This window comes from Herbaspirillum sp. GW821-FHT09A12 (assembly GCF_059418325.1).
Window position 1 is genome coordinate 15,004 of record NZ_JBWKPR010000020.1, and the last position, 18,458, is coordinate 33,461.

Below are 18,458 nucleotides of genomic sequence, written 5' to 3' on the forward strand. Positions count from 1 at the left end.
AAAAAAGGAGACTTGCGTGTCCAATTTCATCGTCAAAAAAGTGGCCGTGCTCGGCGCCGGCGTCATGGGCGCCCAGATTGCCGCCCACTGCATCAACGCGCGCGTGCCGGTCGTGCTGTTCGACCTGCCGGCCAAGGAAGGCCCGAAGAACGGCATCGTGCTGCGCGCCATCGAGAACCTGAAGAAGCTCAGCCCGGCGCCGCTGGGCAACAAGGATGACGCGGCCCTGATCCAGGTCGCCAACTACGAGGACGACCTGGCGCAGCTGGCCGGCTGCGACCTGATCATCGAAGCCATCGCCGAGCGCATGGACTGGAAGCACGACCTGTACAAGAAGGTCGCGCCGCACATCGGCCCCAACACCATCTTCGCCTCCAACACCTCGGGCCTGTCGATCAACGCGCTGGCCGAAGGCTTCGACGCCGAGCTGAAGGCGCGCTTCTGCGGCGTGCACTTCTTCAATCCGCCGCGCTACATGCACCTGGTCGAACTGATCCCGACCACCTCCACCCAGCCGCAGATCCTGGACAAGCTGGAAGCCTTCCTTACCACCACCCTGGGCAAGGGCGTGGTGCGCGCCTTCGACACGCCGAACTTCGTGGCCAACCGCGTCGGCGTGTTCGGCATCCTGGCCACCGTGATCGAAGCCGAGAAGTATGGCCTTTCCGTGGACGTGGTCGACGACCTCACCGGTTCCAAGCTGGGCCGCGCCAAGTCCGGCACCTTCCGCACCGCCGACGTGGTGGGCCTGGATACCATGGGCCACGTCATCAAGACCATGCAGGACAACCTGAAGGACGACCCGTTCTATGCTTCCTATGCCACGCCGCCGCTGTTGGCCAAGCTGGTCGAGCAGGGCGCGCTGGGCCAGAAGAGCGGCGCCGGCTTCTACAAGAAGGTGGGCAAGGATATCCTGCGCATCGACCCGGCCAAGGGCGACTACGTCCCCGGCGGCGCCAAGGCCGACGACATCATCGCCCGCATCCTGAAGGAAAAGGACCCGGTCAAGCGCATGAAGGCGCTGCACGATTCGACCAACCCGCAAGGCCAGTTCCTGTGGGCCATCTTCCGCGACGCCTTCCACTACATCGCGGTGCACCTGGAGTCGGTCGCTGACAACGCGCGCGACCTCGACTTCGCCATGCGTTGGGGCTTCGGCTGGAGCGTCGGCCCGTTCGAGACCTGGCAGGCTTCCGGCTGGAAGCAGGTCGCGCAATGGGTCAAGGAAGACATCGACGCCGGCAAGGCGCTGTCGAGCGCACCGTTGCCGGACTGGGTATTCGATGGCCGCGACGGCGTGCACAGCGCCAAGGGTTCGTACTCGCCCTCCAGGAAGGCCGATGTGGCGCGTTCCGAACTGCCGGTCTACCAGCGCCAGCCTTTCCGCGCGCCGCTGGTGGGCGAAGGCGCAGCCGACGGCAAGAGCGCCGGCGCCACCTTCTTCGAAGACGACTCGGTGCGCATCTGGCACCAGAACGACGAGGTCCTGATCCTGTCGTTCAAGACCAAGATGCACGTGATCGGCCAGGGCGTGATCGACGGCATGAACAAGGCCGTCGACGAAGCGGAGAAGAACTTCAAGGGCCTGGTGATCTGGCATCCGGATGCGGCCGAAGGCGGCGCCTTCTCGGCCGGCGCCGACCTGCAGTCGATGCTGCCGCTGTTCATGTCGGGCGGCGTCAAGGCCATCGAGCCGGTGGTGCACCATCTGCAGCAGGCGCACCAGCGCCTGAAGTACGCCAGCGTGCCGGTGATCGCCGCGGTGGCCGGCCTGGCCCTGGGCGGCGGCTGCGAGCTGCTGCTGCACACCGCCAAGCGCGTGGCCTCAATCGAGTCCTACATCGGCCTGGTGGAAGTGGGCGTGGGCCTGATCCCCGCCGGCGGCGGCCTGAAGGAAGCGGCGGTGCGCGCGGCCAAGGAAGCCAAGGGTAACGACATCCTGCAATTCCTCAAGGAATACATGCTGGCCGCGGCCACCGCCAATGTGTCGAAATCGGCGCTGGAAGCGCGCAAACTGGGCTACCTGCGCGAAGACGACGTGATCGTGTTCAACCCCTACGAGCTGCTGCACGTGGCCAAGGTCGAGGCGCGCGCGTTGTTCGACGCCGGCTACCGCCCGCAACTGCCGCCGCAGGTGCCGGTCATCGGCCGCAACGGCCTGGCCACCATCATGGCGCAACTGGTCAACATGCGCGACGGCGGCTTCATCTCGGCGCACGACTACAAGCTGGGCAAGATGATCGCCGAGACGGTCGCCGGCGGCGAAGTGGAAGAAGGCAGCATCGTCAACGAACAATGGCTGCTCGACATCGAGCGCAAGTTCTTCATGGAGTTGCTCAACAACCCCAAGACCCAAGAGCGGATCATGGGAATGATGCAAACCGGCAAACCAGTTCGTAATTAAAGAGGCTGGTAACTGGAACGCGTTGCACCCATCCCCACCCTAGCCCTCCCCTTGAAGGGGAGGGGACGTGGAGATGGTGAATTGAGATCGAAACTCCCTCCCCTTCAAGGGGAGGGTTGGGGTGGGGATGGGTTGCGCAGGAGCAGTTCAAATGCAAGGCCAAACCAACGCGTTCACGAAACAAGCAGCAAAGGCGCTGCGCAAGACGATGACCGAAGCCGAACAGCGTCTGTGGCATCGCCTGCGCGGCCAGCAACTGGATGTGAAGTTTCGCCGTCAACACCCCTTTGAAAATTATGTACTCGATTTTGTCTGCCTGGAACGGCGCCTGGTAATCGAAGTGGACGGTGCGCAGCACGTCAACAATCAGCATGACGAGCAACGGACCCAGAGATTGAATCAGGCCGGCTTCACGGTTCTGCGTTTTTGGAATAACGAAGTATTGAATGAGACGGATGTGGTCGTTCAGGAAATCTGGAATGCCTTGAACCCATCCCCACCCCAGCCCTCCCCTTGAAGGGGAGGGAGTCCAAGGAGATTTGTCATGAGTAAACAACTGCAAGACGCCTACATCGTCGCCGCCACCCGCACCCCGATCGGCAAGGCGCCGCGCGGCATGTTCAAGAACACGCGCCCGGACGACCTGCTGGTGCGCGCCATCCAGTCCGCCGTGGCGCAAGTGCCCGGCCTGGACCCGAAACTGATCGAGGACGCCATCGTCGGCTGCTCCTTCCCCGAAGGCGCGCAAGGCCTGAACATGGCGCGCAACGCCGTGCTGCTGGCTGGCCTGCCCAATACCATCGGCGGCGTCACCATCAACCGCTACTGCGCCTCCGGCATCACCGCGATTGCCATGGCGGCCGACCGCATCCGCGTCGGTGAGGCCGATGTCATGATCGCCGCCGGCGCCGAGTCGATGTCGATGGTGCCGATGATGGGCTTCCACCCGTCCATCAACATCAACGCCTTCAAGGACGAGAACGTCGGCATGGCCTACGGCATGGGCCTGACCGCCGAGAAGGTGGCGCAGCAGTGGAAGGTCTCGCGCGAAGCGCAGGACGAGTTCTCGCTGGCTTCGCACCAGAAGGCGATCGCCGCCCAGCAGGCCGGCGAGTTCAACGACGAGATGACCCCGGTCGAGATCGTCGAGCGCTTCCCCAACCTGGCCAGCGGCCAGATCGACATCAAGACCCGCACGGTGAACCTGGACGAAGGCCCGCGCGCCGACTCCAACATCGCCGCGCTGGCCAAGCTGAAGCCGGTGTTCGCCGCCAAGGGCAGCGTCACCGCCGGCAACAGCTCGCAGACCTCGGACGGCGCCGGCGCGCTGATCATCGTCTCGGAAAAGATCCTGAAGCAATTCAACCTGACCCCGCTGGCGCGTTTCGTCTCCTTCGCGGTGCGCGGCGTGCCGCCGGAAATCATGGGCATTGGCCCCAAGGAAGCGATTCCCGCGGCGCTCAAGGCCGGCGGCCTGACCCAGGACCAGATCGACTGGATCGAACTGAACGAAGCCTTCGCCGCCCAGGCGCTGGCGGTGATCGGCGACCTGGGGCTCGATCCGTCCAAGGTCAACCCGATGGGCGGCGCCATCGCCCTGGGCCACCCGCTGGGCGCCACCGGCGCCATCCGCGCGGCTACCACCATTCACGCGCTGCGCCGCAAGAACCTGAAGTACGGCATGGTGACCATGTGCGTGGGCACCGGCATGGGCGCGGCCGGCATTTTCGAACGCGTGTAAGCGCCGTCCGAAGCCGACCATCCCCAAGCCGCACTGCTCGCGCCGTGCGGCTTTTTTCATCGTCGTTACTGAATAACAAAGACACAGCAGGAGACCCATGGATATCCAACTGAGCAAGGAAAACGGCATCCTCACGATCCACTTCGATCGCGAGGCCAAGAAGAATGCCCTCACCGCCGCCATGTACCAGCAACTGGCCGATGCCCTGAAGGAGGCCGAGGCCGACAGCGCGGTGCGCGCCATCCTGTTCACCGGGAAACCGCAAGCCTTCTCGGCCGGCAACGACCTGGAAGATTTCCTGAAGAACCCGCCCAACAGCAAGGACGCGCCGGTGTTCCAGTTCCTGTGGCAGATCAGCCATGCCGCCAAGCCCATCGTGGCCGCGGTGTCGGGCGTGGCGGTTGGCATCGGCACCACATTGCTGCTGCACTGCGACCTGGTCTATGCGGCCGACAATGCCAGGTTCTCGCTGCCGTTCACGCAATTGGGTCTGTGCCCGGAGGCGGCCTCGTCGCTGTTGCTGCCGCACCTGGTCGGCTACCAGCGCGCCGCCGAGAAGCTGCTGCTGGGCGAAGCCTTCCTCGCCGCCGAAGCGCAGGAGATGGGCATCGTCAACCGCGTGCTGCCGCTGGAAGAGCTATTGCCTTATGCCCAACAGCAGGCCGCCAAGCTGGCCGCGCTGCCGGCCGGCTCGATCCGCGTCACCAAGCAACTGATGAAGAAGAACCGCGTGGCCGCCACCGAGCAGCAGATGACGGCCGAGATCGAGCACTTCGCCAGGATGCTGACCGGTCCCGAGGCCAAGGAAGCCTTCACGGCCTTCCTTGAAAAACGCAAGCCGGATTTCAGCAAGTTCGTTTGAGCCGGTTGCTTTTGTTCAGGGGAGAAGTTCAGGGAGAAATGACGCCAGTCAAAGAGAAATCCCGCCGTTCATTAATGTGAATGAACGGCGGGATTTTTCTTTTTGAGTCTGCGAATGCCAGATGGCATTGATCAAGCATGCCCACCCGGATTGCGCCCATGCTTGCGCAGGTACATCGCCTTGTCGGCCGCTTGCAGCAGCGCATGGAAATCGCACATCTCGGACGGCGTGACGGTGGCCGCGCCCAGGCTGATCTCGATCTCGGTGTGCGGCCATTTCACCATCGACACCGCGCGCTTGATGCGTTCTCCCACCTGGTGAGCGCCGATCTCTTCGGTGTCGGGCAGGATCAGCGCGAACTCATCGCCGCCGTAGCGCGACAGGAAGTCGCTGGCGCGCAGGGGCGAGCGCAGCACGCGCGCCAGTTGCGCCAGCAGCGCATCGCCGGCCGGATGGCCGTAGGTGTCGTTGTATTGCTTGAAGTAATCCACATCCACCATCAGCATCGACAGCGGACGCGCATTGCGCAGGTGGCGCGTCCATTCCTCGCGCAGGCGCAGGTCGAAGCTGCGGCGGTTGCCGATGCCGGTCAGGGCATCGGTCAGCGTTTGTTGCTCCAGCTTTTGCATGGTGCGGCGGCTGTCGAGCTGGCTTTCCAGCTGACGGCCCAGCTTCAGGAGGGCGTCGCGCTGGGTGGCCGACAGCGTGCGCGCCTGGCGGTCCATCACGCACAGCGTGCCCAGCACGTCGCCGTTGGCGGCCACCAGCGGCACCGCGGCGTAAAAGCGCACCTGGGGCGGATTGTTGGCCAGGGCCGATTCGCCGAAACGGCTGTCGGCGCGCAGGTCGGCAATCTCGGCCAGTTCGCGCGGGCGGCGGGCGGCGGCTTCGCATACCGTGAAATCCACCGCGGTGCGCGACACGCCGGTCTGGCCGGGGAAGCGCCACCATTGGTTGCGGATGTCGCCGCGGCCGTTGGCCACCGACACGAAGGGCTCTTGCAGGCCGATGTCGGCATGCAGCTGCGTCATCATGCCGAACGGGGCGTCGCACAGGTTGCAGGCCAGCGAGATGAAGTCGGCCAGCATCGGCTCCAGCCAGGCGTCGGCTTCGCCGCCGCCGTTGGCCAGTGGGATGCGCGAGCCGGAGACGGTGCGCTTGAAGGCGCTGTCGGGCTTGAAAAAGGTGTGCGGGTTTCTGGTCATGGGCTAGTCAGATGGTTGGTCTGCCGAAATATTGCCGATTAACAAACTGTGTACTGAGAAGCTATGTACGGTGCTTATGTACTGGGGCGAGGCGCCGGTGACTGCGAACATGGTTTATCAGTAGCGGCAAGGTGCGGGGAGGTTCCACGTTCGCTTTTTGTTTTTCGACTTTTCACAAACGCGCCTTATTGCCTTGCAACATTAAATTAGCAGATGGCATTCCGAAGTAAACGTGTTGGAACATCCTCTTACAATTTAAACTCGCTTGTAGCAGAAACGATGCATTTTCAATCACATTCGCAGGTATTGGCGTGATCATGCTGACAATTGGCGCTTTGTCATCAGCTCGACAATGCGCTTTCAAGAGTCGACAGTACGCCTTTGCGCGCTTGTCGGGGGTAGGATGACGACGCTAACGCGTGTCAGAAAAGTCTGATATTGCAAAGCAGCATGGCACGGAAAATAATGTCGCCTGCAGGCGACAGCTCGCATTTTTGAGGCGAGCGTTTTCCCCTTGCATGGGGAAGTGCCTGGACGGGCTTGCCAATTGCCGCCGACAAAAATAAACTCTGCCGTTTCGTTCTTCGTTTTTGAAAGCAGAGATGTCGACCCAGCCCAAAGCAGGCGCAGTCCTGTTTGCCAAAGATGTAGCCCGCCTTGCCGCGTTCTATGCGCAGGTGCTGGCGGTGGTGCCCAAGCATGCCGAGTCCGAGAAGGTGGTGATCGAAGCGCAGGACTTCCTGCTGGTGATCCACGCCATGCCGCCGGCCGTCGCCGCCAATGTGCAGATCGCCACGCCGCCGGTGTTGCGTGAAGCGGTCCCTGTCAAGCTGTTCCTGCCGGTGCGCTCGCTGGCGCAGGCGCGTATCGGCGCGCAGGCCCGGGGCGGCGGCGTCAAGCCGGTCGAGGCCGAATGGAGCGCGGCGGATTTCCGCGCCTGCGACGGCTTCGATCCCGAAGGCAACGTGGTGCAGTTCCGCGAAGCGCTGACGCCCTGACACTGAAGCACTGAACTCCGTGCCGGTTTCCGCATGAAAAAAGCCGTGGCGACTGGCGTCGGCACGGCTGCTTGTTGGTACGCCTTGTTCGTACCCTCCCGCCCCAGGGCGGAAGGGACGAAAGGGTATGAACAGGTTGTTACAGCTTCAGCTTTCCATAAATCTCGCGTTGCATGTCGCTCACGTCCGCCGTGATCTGCACCTGCATCCCGTCCGGCCATTCCTGCTCTTTCTGCACGGTCGCCATCAGCAAATCAGAGAGTTCTTTCTTCACTTCCGGCGTTCGTCCGGAGAGGATGGTCAGGCGCAGGTGCAGGAAGGCGCGCCTGGCTTGCGGCTGGGTGCCGACGACATAATCGTCCAGCCGGATGGCGCGCGCCTTGATGGCGTTCTCGTCGAAGTGGCCGCTGCCGACCAGCGCCTCATTGAGGCGCAGCAGGGTGGCCTGGGTGTCGATGTTGAGGTTGTCGGTGTATTCAAGATAGAGATGGGGCATGGCGGTTCCCGTCGTTAAAAATCTGGAGTGAAGAATGCAGGCGCGGCTCAGTGCGCCAGGTAGGCGGACAGTTTGCCGAGGTCGATATTGCCGCCGCTGACGATCACGCCCACGCGTTTGCCCTGCAGTTGCGCGCGGTGCTTGCGCGCCGCCGCGAAGGCCAGGCAGCCGGTGGGCTCCACCACCATCTTCATGCGCTCGGCGAAGAAGCGCATGCAAGCCACCAGTTCCTCGTCGGAGACGGTCAGGATGTCGTCGACATCGCGCTTGATGACGCCAAAGGTGTATTTGCCCAAACTCTGGGTCTGGGCGCCGTCGGCGATGGTCTGGGGCGTGGCGATGCTGACGATGCTGCCGCTGCGCAGGGATTGCTGGCCGTCGTTGCCGGCTTCCGGTTCCACGCCGTAGATCTTGCAGCCCGGCGCCAGGGCGCGCGCCGCCAGCGCCGCGCCCGAGAGCAGGCCGCCGCCGCCGACGCAGACGAACAGCGCATCCAGCGGACCGGTTTCTTCCAGCAATTCCCTGGTAGCCGTGCCCTGGCCGGCCATCACATGCGGATGGTCGTAGGGCGGGATCACCGTCAATTTCTTTTCTTCGGCCAGGCGCGCGCAGATCTGTTCGCGGTCTTCCGTGTAGCGGTCGTAGGTGACGACGTTGGCGCCATAGCCGCGGGTGGCCGCCACCTTGGCGGCGGGCGCGTCCAGCGGCATCACGATGGTGGCGGGAATGCCCAGCAGTTGCGCCGCCAGCGCCGTGCCTTGCGCGTGGTTGCCGGAGGAGAATGTGATCACGCCGGCACGGCGCTGCGCCGCGTCGAATTGCGCCAGCGCGTTCATCGCGCCGCGGAACTTGAAGGCGCCCATGCGCTGGAAGTTTTCGCACTTGAAGAACAGGCTGGCGCCGAGTTCGGCGTCGGCGGTGCGCGAGGTCAGCACCGGCGTCCGGTGCGCCCAGGGCTTGATGCGTTCGGACGCCAGCAGGACGTCGGCGAAGGTAGGCAATTCGGTGGCGCTTGAAACGGGGATCACGGCAGCTTCCTTTCGGTCGGTGATGGGATGGCGGATGTCGGCGAGGGCGGCGTCAATCCCGCTCGTCGTTGTAGACGGTGGCGCGTGATACGCCCAGGTGGGCGGCGATGACCTCGGCCGCGCGCCGTACCTCCATGCAGCCCGATTCGCGCAGCTCGCGCATCAGCGCGCGCCGCTCGTCGGCCTTGAGGCTGCGCGGCGTGGCCGACAGGCGCGCCGCGAAGGCGTCGATCTTGTGGCGGATCGCCTGGGCGCCGGCCGGCTCCAGCGTTTCCGCCACGCGCGCGTGGCCGTCGATGCCGCCGAACTGGCGCAGCATGCCTTGCAGCGCGCCGAACAGCGTCAGGTCGATGTTCATGCACAGCGCCGCCACGTACTTGCCGTCGGCATCCTTGATGCCGACCGAGGTGCTCTTGGCCTGGCGGCCGTCGGGCAGGCGGTTGGCGTAATTGGCCAGCACTTGCGGATAGGATTCGTCGGCGATGCGCGCCAGCCCCAGTTCGGTGGTGGCGTCGCCGACCTCGCGGCCGGACAGGTTGTTATGGATGGCGACAATGGAATGGTCGGCATCGCGCAAGTCGTGCAGCACCACTTCGCAAAAGGGGGCGAAGGTCTCGCCCAGGCCCTGGGCGACCTGTTCCAGCTGCGACATCAGCAGTTCATGGTCGGGCCGGGGCGGCGGGGCAGCCTTTTTCTTGCGGGCGTCGGTTTTCATGGTGCATACATATTATCTAAAATTAGATTTTATGTATAGATGTGCCCTCGCCCTTGCCTTCCCGCCAATAAAAAAGCGGCAGCCCGCAGGCTTGCCGCCGATGTTGCCTGATCGTTTTTCTGGCCCGGCTGTCGCTGGCTATTCCTTGCCTTTGACCGGTTTCGGATACTGCCGCAGCACATCGATCTCCTCGGCATAGGGCGAGCTCCAGGTCTGCTCGTGCAGCTCGGCGATGCGGCGCGCCATCTTTTCGTCGTGCAGCACCACTTCCAGGTTGCGCGACTTGTCGAGGTAGCCGCCGGCCCAGTTGCTGGTGCCGATCCAGGCGACGCGGCCGTCGATGCTCATGGCCTTGGTGTGGATCACCCGGGCGAACGGGATGAAGCCGCTGGAGGCGCGCGGCAGCGTGACGATGCGGATTTCCACGTTGGGCAGTACGGCCAGGCTTTGCAGGTAGCGGATCGCCGGCTGTTCGGTATTCCAGTTCGACACCATCAGCTTGATCTTGACCCCGCGCGCGGCTGCGGCGCGGATGGCATTGTCGATCACCGCGTAGTAAGGGCGGGTGCGGTTGGGGCCGTAGGAGAGCGGAGCGTAGTCCAGCAACTGCACGCGCACTTCTTGTCTGGCGCCGGCCACCAGCAGCACCAGTTCGCTTTCCGAGTCGCCCACGCCGGGAGGATTGAAGGCGTTGGGGCTGGCCACCAGGTAATTGCCGCGGCTTTCGTCGGCCAGCACGGTGGCATGGTTTTGTATTGCCGGCGCCTGGCCGGCCGCGATCGCGGCTTGCGCTTGCCAGTCGATCTCGAAGATCTGCCGCACCTGCGCGGCGATGGCGGCATCGGTGATCTTCAGGCCGGTTTCATGGATGTGCGAGAACGAGCGCCAGTCGAAGTTCTGGCTGCCGACATAGGCGCTGGCGCCATCGACCACGAAGTACTTGGCGTGGATGATGCCGTTGCCGGTCATCTTCGAATAATCCAGTTGGCGGAACTCCAGGTTGGGGATGCGCTTGAGCCGCTCGATGGTCGCCGCCACCGAGGCGAACTCGCCCTTCTTTTCCATCAGGAAGCGGATCTTCACGCCGCGCCGTCCGGCCGCATCGAGGTGGGCGATGATGTCGTCCAGCGCCTCGCCATCCTGGCCGGCCACGTAGAACTGGCCGAAGTCGATCTCGCGTTGTGCGCTGTCGAACATCTCTTTCCAGACCAGCGCGGCATCGCGCAGGTCGGGGGTGCTCAATGTGGTTTCTCGCGGCACGGTATGCACCAGCTCGAAACCGGGAATGGCGAATTCGGCGCGGGCCGCGCCTTGCAGCGACAAGGCCAGGCCGATTGCCGTGGCCAGCCTGGATAACAGGCGTAAGGGTTTATGCATGGGATCTTCTGGTTGCTGGCGTGTCGGGCGGTCAGGCGATATGCAGTTTTCCGTGCGCTTGCTGGACGCTGGCTTGCTGTTCGGCGGTACGGCCGACGCAGGCGCGCAGCATCAGCACTTTCAGGTGGTCGTTGATGCGCTCGATGCGTTCCTGGAACAGGTTGAAGAAGAACATGCCGACCACCGCGATGCCGATGCCCAGCGCCGTGGCATACAGTGCCGTGCCGATTCCCTGCGACACCTGGCCGGGGTCGGACACGCCCGAGACGGCCAGCGCCTTGAAGGTGTCGATGATGCCGAGGATGGTGCCCAACAGGCCCAGCAGCGGCGCGGCGGTGACGATGGTGTCGAGGATCCACAGGCGCTGCTGCACTTCGCCGCGCTTGGCGATGTAGACCGATTCGCTGAAATCTTCCAGGTCCTTCTCGCTGTGGAGGCTGTGTTTTTCCGACAGGATGTCGGTGACCAGCGCCAGCGGCAGGCTGGGGCGGGCGGTCAGCTCGGCGGGCAATTCCTGCACATGCTGCACGGCGTGGGTCATCGCCTTTTCCAGGCCGGTGGCCTGGCGCATGGTGTAGCCGAAAAACAGCCCGCGTTCGACGATGACGAAGATCGCCAGCGCAGCGCAGGCATACATCAGGTAGAAAGCCAGTTCGTGGAGTAATTGCATGTTCATGATTGCCTCTTTTGCAGGTATTCAGGGCGGCGGCCCTTGCGTGCCGCCGCCCCTGGGGTTGGCCGCGATCAGAAATCCGCGGTCAGTGTGACGGTGAAGGTGCGCGGGGCGCCGATGTAGAACGACGGCGCGGTGCCGGCGATGCTGCCCACCGCGTTGGCGTTGGTGGTGAACTGGCTGCCGCTGCCCGAACTCAGGTTCAGGTATTGCTTGTCGAACAGGTTGTAGAGATTGAAGCGCAGGGTCGGTTTCTTGAGCCAGGAGGTCGACGGGAAGGTGGCGCCGGCGCCGGCATTGAACACGGTGTAGCCGCCGATGGCGTCATCGTTGACCAGCGTGGTGTAGCGGTTGCCGGTGTACTTGGCCTGGCCGAACACATACCAGCCGTCCTGCTGGTATTGCAGCGCGAGGCCGGACAGCCAGTTCGGCGTATCCGGATACTCCTTGCCGCTGGTGGGCAGCGCGTTGCTGGCGTCAACCTTCATGTTGTCCTTCATCTTGCTCTTGATGTAGGACAGCGAACCATACAGCGACAGGTTCCTGGTCAACGCATAACCGGATTCCAGTTCCAGGCCCTTGGAGGTCGAGTCGCCGACGTTGTAGTCGGTCTTGGTCGCGGTATCCGGGTTGTAGGCGGTGGCGATGCGGTTGCGGTAGTCGATGTAGAACACCGAGCTGGAGAAGGTCCACTTGTCGGTGTTGTAGCGGTAGCCGAGGTCGTAGTTCCAGGAGGTTTCCTTGTCCACCGGGACGTTGCGCACGGTGCCGCCGGTATAGACGCCGTTGACGAAGCTGCCGCCAGAAATCAGGCCGAAGTAGGAGAAGTTGCCCGGCGCCTTGAAGTTCTTGGCGGCGTTGAAGAACACCGACTGCGCCTGGTCGAGCTGGAAGCGCACGCCCAGGCTGGGCAGCAGGTCGGAGTAGGACTTCTTCACCGTGTAGAAGCCGCCGGCGCTCTGGCTCGGGTTGTTGGTGAAGTCGCGGTCGATGCTGGAATAGCGCGCGCCGACCTGGACGTTGAGCTTGTCGTTCATCAGGCTGATGCTGTCCTGGAAGAACGCCGACTTGCCGGTGCTGATGGTGAGCGTGTCGCGGTATTGCACGACGCTGCCGTCCTGGTTGCGCAGCCACAGGTCGGGATTGTTTTGCCACATGTCGGCGATGTTGCCGTTGTTGTCGACGGTAGTGTACTGGCCGGTTTGCTGGTGGCGCGCGCGCTCGTACCAGTAGCCGAACATCAGCTTGTGGTTGTCGATCTGCTGGTTGTACTTCAGCGTCACGCCGGGGCGGTAGGTGCGGGTGCGGCTGCCTTCGTAGGCGAACACGGTGTCCCTGGTGTCGCCGTCGCCGTTGACGTCGCGCACGCCGCCGCCCAGCAGGTTGCCGGCATTGCCTTCGGTGATCGTCTGCAACTGGTTGCCGCCGGTGCCGAAGCCGTACCAGAAATAGGGGCTGACATCGACGCTGGCCGTCGGGCTCAACTGGAAGTGGCCGTTGACGGTCGCCAGCCAGTTCTTGAACGGGTTCAGGTTATACGCGTAGTACAGGTCCTTGTTGCCGGTGTTGATGCCGGCATTGGGGGCGTAGGTGCTGTCGTTCTGGGCCGTGCCGTTCACGCCCGGCTGGTGCACCGGCACCTTGGTGCCGAAGTCGTAGTTGGGGCCGAACTGGGCGATCTGCGCCTTGGTCAGCGAACGGTAGTTGTTGTTGATCGCGTTGTTGTACATGAAGCCGGCATCGATGAAGCTGCCCTGGCCGAGATCGAGCTTGCTATTGAAGTCGATGTGCTGCTTGTCGGCGCCGCCGGCGCCCTTGAACTTGTCGGCCGTGGTCTTCGAATACGACAGGAAGAACTTGAAGCGGTCATTGAACAGCTTGCCCGAGTCGAAACGCACATAACGCTTCCACAGGCTGTTGGAGCCGACCGAGGTGGAGAGGCGCACGCGCTGCTGGTCTTCCGGCGCGCACATGGTCATGCCGATGTTGCCGCCGGAGGCGCCCACGTGCGGCGCTTCGGTGTCGGTCGAGCCCTGGGTGACGAAGATGTCGCACAGGTTTTCAGCATCGGTGTATTCCTGCGGGTAGACCGCGAAGCTGCCGGAGTCGTTGACCGGGGCGCCGTTGATGGTGAAGCCGAGCTGGTCGCTGTTGAAGCCGCGCACGCGGATGTTGCCGCCGAACAGGCCGCTGCCGTCCTGGTCGTAGGTGTTCACGCCCGGCAGCAGGCTGATCATCTGGTACGGGTTGCCGGTCGGGCTTTGCTTTTCCATGTAGTCGCGGTTGACCGAGCTGCGCGCCTTGGGCGACTCTTCCTGCTGGATCAGGCCGGTGGCCTGGGCGGTGCCGCCATTGCCTTGCACGGTGACGGTGCCGACATCGGTGGTGCCGGCGGTTTGGGCGTAGGCGGCCGTGCCGGCCGCCATGAAGATCCCGGAGATCAGCAGCGATAGCCGGGTGAGTTTGCAGTGCATATTATTTCCCCTGAGAGTGGTGATGATGCATTTGTAGGAATACCGCCGCCGGGCCCGGCGGCGTTGGAACTATCCGGAAACAGGAATGAATTCCAGGTCGGCGGTGAAGCGATGCGTGTTCTCTCCGCTCCAGCTGCCTTCCGGGAAGGCGGCGAAGGCGGCGCGATTGATCGTTTTGCGCGCGGCGTCGTCGAGCAGCATGGAGTTGGACGATTCGTCGATGCCCAGATCGACCACCGAACCATCGCGCTTCAACACGAACCAGACGCGCACCTTGCCTTGCGGCCTGAGCTGGCTGGCTTCGCGGCCGGTCGGATAGCGTTTGATGCTGTTGAGGTGGGCGCGCAGTTTGGCGACGTATTGCGATTCGGCGTTGGCAGTATTGGGTTGCGGCGCAGGCGTAGGCTGCGCCGCCGCCGGTTGTGGGGCCGGCGCGGGGGCGGGCGCCGATGCCGGCGCGGTGCTGGCAACCGCTTGGGGCAGCGCCGCCAATGGCGCGGGCGCATCGGTCACCGGGCGCTCCTGGGCGACCGGGGCCGGCGTGGGTTTGGATGCCGGCACGGGTTTGGCCTGCGGCTTGGGCGGCTCGACCTTTTTCGGCGGTTCGGGCGGCGGCGGAGTCTCAAGCTTGGGCGCCGGCAGGGCTTCTTCGAACAGCGCGATCTGTATCGGCGTCGGGTCTTCGTGGCGCTTGAGGCGCGTGCTTTGCTGCACGCCGGCCAGCACCAGCGCCAGCAGCACCAGCAGCGACGGCAGGCTTGCCAGCGATTCGCGGAAGCGGAAAAGGAAAGGCGTGCGCATGGTCACTGCTTGCGGGTGGCGATCGAGATCGAATCGAAACCGCCGTGCTTGAGCTGGTCCATCACATCGACCAGCTTTTGCACTTCCACGCCGCGGTCGCTGTTGATGATCAGGTTCAGCTTCTCGCCTTCCTTGGGGATCTGCTTGAGGCGGGCTACCAGGCCGTCGACAGGCGTATCCTGGCCATCGACCTGCAGCGCGTCCCTGGTGATGGTGATGATGGCCTTGGCCTGGGGCTTGAGGTCTTGCGCGGTGCTGGAGCCGGGGAGCTGGGTTTTCAGGCCGAGCGCGGGGATCACATTCATGCTGATGAGCACGAAAAACACCAGCAGGAACATCATCACGTCGATCATCGGAATGATCTCGACGCGGGCTTTTCGTTTCTTGGGTTCATCCCAGCTACGCATGCTGCAACTCCTCGGAAGCATTGTTATACGATCCATAACGCTATAAGTTTTATAGCGATGCGCAGCGTACCGAGAAATTATGTCGTGCGTATTACATCAACCGGGTTGGTGTAAGGATCTGTTGGCGAGGAAGGCGCGGACTTATCTGCGCGGCAAGCGGATAAAGGACAGCAGGAATTTGAACAGGTAGGCAACGATGATGGAGCCGGACAAGTCGCCGATCGACATCACGATCAGCCCGCTCCAGAAATGCGGGGAGACGCCGCGCATGACGAACCAGATCAGCTGGAACAGCGGATTGGTCAGCGCATACAGCAGGATGCAGGCCATCAGCCGGGTGGTGGTCAGGTTCGCCAGCGAGCGCCGCAAGTCCATGCCCGAGAGGGTGAAGCGGTAGGCGAGATAAGGCGCCGCCGCCGAGATCAGGCAGTAGCCGGCGGCCGTGACGGAGTCATGGGGAAACAGTCGGTAAGTGGCGGCGGTGGCCAGCGAGCCCAGCAGCAAGCCGGCGCAGCCGGCCTCGGCAAACAGCAGGGTGCAGATCAGCCGCACCCCGGCCGGCAGGTAGACCCAGGCGATGCCTTCGGTGAATTCGGTCTGGCGGAACAGCCATTCGTTGAGGCTGTAGAACAGGAAATAACAAATGGCGGTGCCTGCCACGGCGGCAAGGTGGGTGCGCAAGGTCGACTGGGGTTTGGGCGGGGCATCCATGACGGCGCGTATGTTACCGATTTCCATGCTGCCCTGCAGCAGGCAATCTCGCGCTGTGGTTAAATCGCTCGCACGGCGCGGCGGAAAAGTGGAGGACATTGCGCGAAGGCGAGGCCGGGCGTATTATCCGCTATTGAATCTGTAACGGTGGAAAAGCAGATGCCAACAGCGACATAACGTAACCAACAACGCGCAACCAAAACGCAAACACAACAACGCCAACAGCGTAGCTATGGGTAAAGACAAGAGGCCTGCGGATATCTATCTGCGTTTTCTGCAATTGGCCGATGCATTACGGGGATTGCCTTCGTTGGCATCGCTGGATCCGCTGGAAGACCGGATCCTGGCGTTCATCGCCCGTGCCGGCAAGGAGCAGCAGCGCCTGTCGGTGCGCGACCTGATGGCGCAGAGCGAATTCGGCTCGCCGGCGATGCTGCACACCCGCCTCAAGTCGATGCGGGAAAAAGGCTGGATCGTGCTGGCCGACACCGAAGACCCGCGCCGCAAGCAGGTCGAACTGAGCCAGGCCGCCTGGCTGCATTTCGACAAGCTGTCAAAATGCCTGGTGCAGGCAACCCGCAACGCCGACGACTGAAGTCCCGCGCGCCATCGCCTGCACGCATTTTCTTGCCATCCCCGCATCATCCCCGCATCGTCACACGGGCGACACATCCGGCCGCCGCGCGCGACGCCTTTGCCGCCGCCGCCATGGCGGCGCAGTCGCTGCTGCTGACCGGCGCTCGCCTGGAAGACGGCAGCGACGGTTTTTTCCTGGTCAACATGCCGGTCAACTTCGACCAGCAGGAAAGGGGCAGCGCCGAGGTGCTGATGGACCACGATTGCCGTTGGTAAGGCGGCAGCGGGTTCCCGCCAATGATGCCGGAGCGGCAAGTGCGCCGCTCCGGCATTGTCATTTGGAGGGGGCGTATCGTGTTGCCGGCAAGGAAACATGGCCCGGCGGCATGTTGCTTGCTTTAAACACGGCAGCAATGCCGTGCAGACAAGCATGTCCCTTTTCTATATGATTGCCGGCCCAAAAATGAAGGAGTAATCGATGGCCAACGCATGCGGGGTGGATTTCGGCACCTCCAATTCCACCGTCGGCTGGCTGCGTCCAGATGCGGGCCAATCCCTGCTGCTGCCGCTGGAAGACGGCCGGGCCACGCTGCCGTCGGTGGTGTTCTTCAACGCCGACGAAAACGAATTCAGCTACGGCCGCAGCGGGCTCAACGAATACCTGTCCGGTTATGAAGGCCGCCTGATGCGTTCGCTGAAGAGCCTGCTCGGTTCCGGCGCCATCGACGGCCAGACCGAAGTCGGCGGCCGGGCCCTGCCTTACCGCGGCTTGCTGGCGCAATTCATCGGCGAGCTCAAGACGCGCGCCGAACGCGCCGCCGGTCAATCCTTTTCGCGCGTGGTGATGGGGCGTCCGGTGCATTTCGTCGACGACGACCTGGCCGCCGACCAATTGGCGCAGGATACGCTGGAAGAGATCGCGCGCAGCGTCGGCTTCACCGATATCGAATTCCAGTTCGAACCGATCGCCGCCGCCTTCGATTACGAGTCGCGCATCGGCGGCGAAGAATTGGTGCTGATCGCCGACATCGGCGGCGGCACCTCGGACTTTTCGCTGGTGCGCCTGTCGCCGCAGCGCGCGGCGCGCCAGGAGCGGCGCGACGATATCCTGGCCAATGGCGGCGTGCACATCGGCGGCACCGATTTCGACAAATATTTCAGCCTGTCCTGCGTAATGCCGCTGCTGGGCCTGGGCGGCCGCCTGGCCGGCAACGCCGAGGTGCCCTCCAGCTATTACTTCAACCTCGCCACCTGGCACACCATCAACCAGCTTTACACGCGCAAGACCTGGCAGCAATTGCAGGATGTAGCGCGCGAAGCGGTCGACCGCGAGCGCTTCGCGCGCCTGCTCGATGTGGTGGACCAGCGTTGCGGTCACTGGCTGGCGCTGCAGGTGGAAGGCGGCAAGATCGCCCTGTCTTCGGAAGAGTCGGCCACGCTGGATTTGCAGCGCCTGCGTCCGGCGCAAACGCTGGAACTGAACCGCGCCGATTTCGACACCGCCGTCGACCATCTGGTGCAGTCGGTCGAGCAAACGGTTTCGGGCCTGTTGCGCCAGGCCGGACTGCGTGCGTCCGATATCGACAGCGTGTTCTTCACCGGCGGTTCTTCCGGCGTGAACTTGCTGCGCCAGCGTATCGGGGCGCTGGTGCCGGATGCCAGGCATGTTGAGGGGGATTTGTTTGGCAGTATCGGTAGTGGTTTGGCAATTGATGCTGCGCGTAAGTTTGGCTAGGGGCTATTGTTTTTTGTGGGGGAGTAGTTTGGTCTTGCTGCGTGTTGGTGTGTTGGATTGAGGTTTTGCTGGGTAGTTTGCTCTTGCTGCTGACCGATGTACTGGCTTAATGCTTATCTTTCTCCGGTCGGAGCGGAGCGCCGGGTGCGGCCCGGCAGCCGCTCACTTTCTTTGGCCCGCTGTATAGACCGGGGACATGGGTAACAAATGTGCCGGGACATAGGTAACACTTCAATCGTAGGCACTGTTTTGTCG

Annotated in this window: 18 protein-coding genes; 8 read left to right on the forward strand and 10 right to left on the reverse strand. The window is 63.3% G+C overall.

Annotated elements, in window-relative coordinates:
* Positions 1-16 precede the first annotated feature (16 nt).
* From AC07N6_RS23860 to AC07N6_RS23875, 4 genes are all read left to right on the forward strand, one after another.
* Positions 17-2,404, forward strand: a complete 2,388-nt coding sequence (locus AC07N6_RS23860) for a 3-hydroxyacyl-CoA dehydrogenase/enoyl-CoA hydratase family protein (protein WP_494783765.1) — start codon at positions 17-19, stop codon at positions 2,402-2,404.
* Between the two features lie 151 nt (positions 2,405-2,555).
* A complete protein-coding gene (locus AC07N6_RS23865) occupies positions 2,556-2,921 on the forward strand; it encodes an endonuclease domain-containing protein (RefSeq protein ID WP_494783766.1) in 366 nt (121 codons plus the stop codon).
* A 27-nt stretch (positions 2,922-2,948) separates the two neighbouring features.
* Positions 2,949-4,145: an acetyl-CoA C-acyltransferase gene (locus AC07N6_RS23870; protein ID WP_141918281.1), complete on the forward strand. Its 1,197-nt coding sequence runs from the start codon at positions 2,949-2,951 to the stop codon at positions 4,143-4,145.
* Positions 4,146-4,242: 97 nt separating this feature from the next.
* The gene (locus AC07N6_RS23875) at positions 4,243-5,007 is read left to right on the forward strand and encodes an enoyl-CoA hydratase (RefSeq protein WP_141918284.1); all 765 of its coding nucleotides are present in this window, start codon (positions 4,243-4,245) and stop codon (positions 5,005-5,007) included.
* A 131-nt stretch (positions 5,008-5,138) separates the two neighbouring features.
* On the opposite strand, the gene AC07N6_RS23880 is transcribed toward AC07N6_RS23875, so the two are convergent.
* A complete protein-coding gene (locus AC07N6_RS23880; protein WP_494783767.1) occupies positions 5,139-6,212 on the reverse strand; it encodes a GGDEF domain-containing protein in 1,074 nt (357 codons plus the stop codon).
* A gap of 602 nt (positions 6,213-6,814) precedes the next feature.
* Here AC07N6_RS23880 and AC07N6_RS23885 point away from each other — a divergent pair.
* The gene (locus tag AC07N6_RS23885) at positions 6,815-7,210 is read left to right on the forward strand and encodes a VOC family protein (protein ID WP_494783768.1); all 396 of its coding nucleotides are present in this window, start codon (positions 6,815-6,817) and stop codon (positions 7,208-7,210) included.
* Between the two features lie 139 nt (positions 7,211-7,349).
* Here AC07N6_RS23885 and AC07N6_RS23890 read toward each other — a convergent pair whose 3' ends face one another.
* The 9 genes from AC07N6_RS23890 to AC07N6_RS23930 all read right to left on the reverse strand — a co-directional run bounded on the left by AC07N6_RS23890 (position 7,350) and on the right by AC07N6_RS23930 (position 15,919).
* Positions 7,350-7,706, reverse strand: coding sequence for a 5-carboxymethyl-2-hydroxymuconate Delta-isomerase (locus tag AC07N6_RS23890; protein ID WP_494783769.1), 357 nt, complete (start codon positions 7,704-7,706; stop codon positions 7,350-7,352).
* A 47-nt stretch (positions 7,707-7,753) separates the two neighbouring features.
* Entirely contained in the window at positions 7,754-8,734 is a 981-nt protein-coding gene (locus AC07N6_RS23895; RefSeq protein ID WP_494783770.1) for a threo-3-hydroxy-L-aspartate ammonia-lyase, read from the reverse strand.
* A 52-nt stretch (positions 8,735-8,786) separates the two neighbouring features.
* Entirely contained in the window at positions 8,787-9,449 is a 663-nt protein-coding gene (locus tag AC07N6_RS23900) for a helix-turn-helix transcriptional regulator (protein ID WP_494783771.1), read from the reverse strand.
* 138 nt (positions 9,450-9,587) lie between these two features.
* Positions 9,588-10,826 (reverse strand): phospholipase D-like domain-containing protein, encoded by a 1,239-nt coding sequence (locus AC07N6_RS23905; RefSeq protein ID WP_494783772.1) that lies wholly within the window; start codon positions 10,824-10,826, stop codon positions 9,588-9,590.
* 31 nt (positions 10,827-10,857) lie between these two features.
* Positions 10,858-11,502, reverse strand: coding sequence for a MotA/TolQ/ExbB proton channel family protein (locus AC07N6_RS23910; RefSeq protein ID WP_494783773.1), 645 nt, complete (start codon positions 11,500-11,502; stop codon positions 10,858-10,860).
* A 68-nt stretch (positions 11,503-11,570) separates the two neighbouring features.
* Positions 11,571-13,973 carry a TonB-dependent receptor gene (locus AC07N6_RS23915; protein WP_494783774.1) on the reverse strand — a complete coding sequence of 801 codons (2,403 nt, stop codon included), beginning with the start codon at positions 13,971-13,973 and terminating at the stop codon, positions 11,571-11,573.
* Positions 13,974-14,042: 69 nt separating this feature from the next.
* Positions 14,043-14,774 carry a TonB family protein gene (locus AC07N6_RS23920; protein WP_494783775.1) on the reverse strand — a complete coding sequence of 244 codons (732 nt, stop codon included), beginning with the start codon at positions 14,772-14,774 and terminating at the stop codon, positions 14,043-14,045.
* 2 nt (positions 14,775-14,776) lie between these two features.
* Positions 14,777-15,181, reverse strand: coding sequence for an ExbD/TolR family protein (locus AC07N6_RS23925; protein ID WP_141918306.1), 405 nt, complete (start codon positions 15,179-15,181; stop codon positions 14,777-14,779).
* Positions 15,182-15,322: 141 nt separating this feature from the next.
* A complete protein-coding gene (locus AC07N6_RS23930; RefSeq protein WP_494783776.1) occupies positions 15,323-15,919 on the reverse strand; it encodes a hypothetical protein in 597 nt (198 codons plus the stop codon).
* A gap of 205 nt (positions 15,920-16,124) precedes the next feature.
* Here AC07N6_RS23930 and AC07N6_RS23935 point away from each other — a divergent pair, with 205 nt between their 5' ends.
* From AC07N6_RS23935 to AC07N6_RS23945, 3 genes are all read left to right on the forward strand, one after another.
* The gene (locus AC07N6_RS23935) at positions 16,125-16,487 is read left to right on the forward strand and encodes a MarR family transcriptional regulator (RefSeq protein WP_494783777.1); all 363 of its coding nucleotides are present in this window, start codon (positions 16,125-16,127) and stop codon (positions 16,485-16,487) included.
* Between the two features lie 32 nt (positions 16,488-16,519).
* Positions 16,520-16,744 carry a CDP-diacylglycerol diphosphatase gene (locus AC07N6_RS23940; RefSeq protein ID WP_494783778.1) on the forward strand — a complete coding sequence of 75 codons (225 nt, stop codon included), beginning with the start codon at positions 16,520-16,522 and terminating at the stop codon, positions 16,742-16,744.
* 202 nt (positions 16,745-16,946) lie between these two features.
* Complete coding sequence (locus AC07N6_RS23945) at positions 16,947-18,203, forward strand: Hsp70 family protein (RefSeq protein ID WP_494783779.1); 1,257 nt, start codon at positions 16,947-16,949, stop codon at positions 18,201-18,203.
* Positions 18,204-18,458: the final 255 nt, after the last annotated feature.

Bases quoted from the DNA above. Each gene is read 5' to 3' on its own strand.
- AC07N6_RS23865 (WP_494783766.1), top strand. From the start codon at position 2,556: ATGCAAGGCCAAACCAACGCGTTCACGAAACAAGCAGCAAAGGCGCTG.
- AC07N6_RS23870 (WP_141918281.1), top strand. From the start codon at position 2,949: ATGAGTAAACAACTGCAAGACGCCTACATCGTCGCCGCCACCCGCACC.
- AC07N6_RS23875 (WP_141918284.1), top strand. From the start codon at position 4,243: ATGGATATCCAACTGAGCAAGGAAAACGGCATCCTCACGATCCACTTC.
- AC07N6_RS23880 (WP_494783767.1), bottom strand. From the start codon at position 6,212: ATGACCAGAAACCCGCACACCTTTTTCAAGCCCGACAGCGCCTTCAAG.
- AC07N6_RS23885 (WP_494783768.1), top strand. From the start codon at position 6,815: ATGTCGACCCAGCCCAAAGCAGGCGCAGTCCTGTTTGCCAAAGATGTA.
- AC07N6_RS23890 (WP_494783769.1), bottom strand. From the start codon at position 7,706: ATGCCCCATCTCTATCTTGAATACACCGACAACCTCAACATCGACACC.
- AC07N6_RS23900 (WP_494783771.1), bottom strand. From the start codon at position 9,449: ATGAAAACCGACGCCCGCAAGAAAAAGGCTGCCCCGCCGCCCCGGCCC.
- AC07N6_RS23905 (WP_494783772.1), bottom strand. From the start codon at position 10,826: ATGCATAAACCCTTACGCCTGTTATCCAGGCTGGCCACGGCAATCGGC.
- AC07N6_RS23910 (WP_494783773.1), bottom strand. From the start codon at position 11,502: ATGAACATGCAATTACTCCACGAACTGGCTTTCTACCTGATGTATGCC.
- AC07N6_RS23915 (WP_494783774.1), bottom strand. From the start codon at position 13,973: ATGCACTGCAAACTCACCCGGCTATCGCTGCTGATCTCCGGGATCTTC.
- AC07N6_RS23920 (WP_494783775.1), bottom strand. From the start codon at position 14,774: ATGCGCACGCCTTTCCTTTTCCGCTTCCGCGAATCGCTGGCAAGCCTG.
- AC07N6_RS23925 (WP_141918306.1), bottom strand. From the start codon at position 15,181: ATGCGTAGCTGGGATGAACCCAAGAAACGAAAAGCCCGCGTCGAGATC.
- AC07N6_RS23930 (WP_494783776.1), bottom strand. From the start codon at position 15,919: ATGGAAATCGGTAACATACGCGCCGTCATGGATGCCCCGCCCAAACCC.
- AC07N6_RS23935 (WP_494783777.1), top strand. From the start codon at position 16,125: ATGGGTAAAGACAAGAGGCCTGCGGATATCTATCTGCGTTTTCTGCAA.
- AC07N6_RS23945 (WP_494783779.1), top strand. From the start codon at position 16,947: ATGGCCAACGCATGCGGGGTGGATTTCGGCACCTCCAATTCCACCGTC.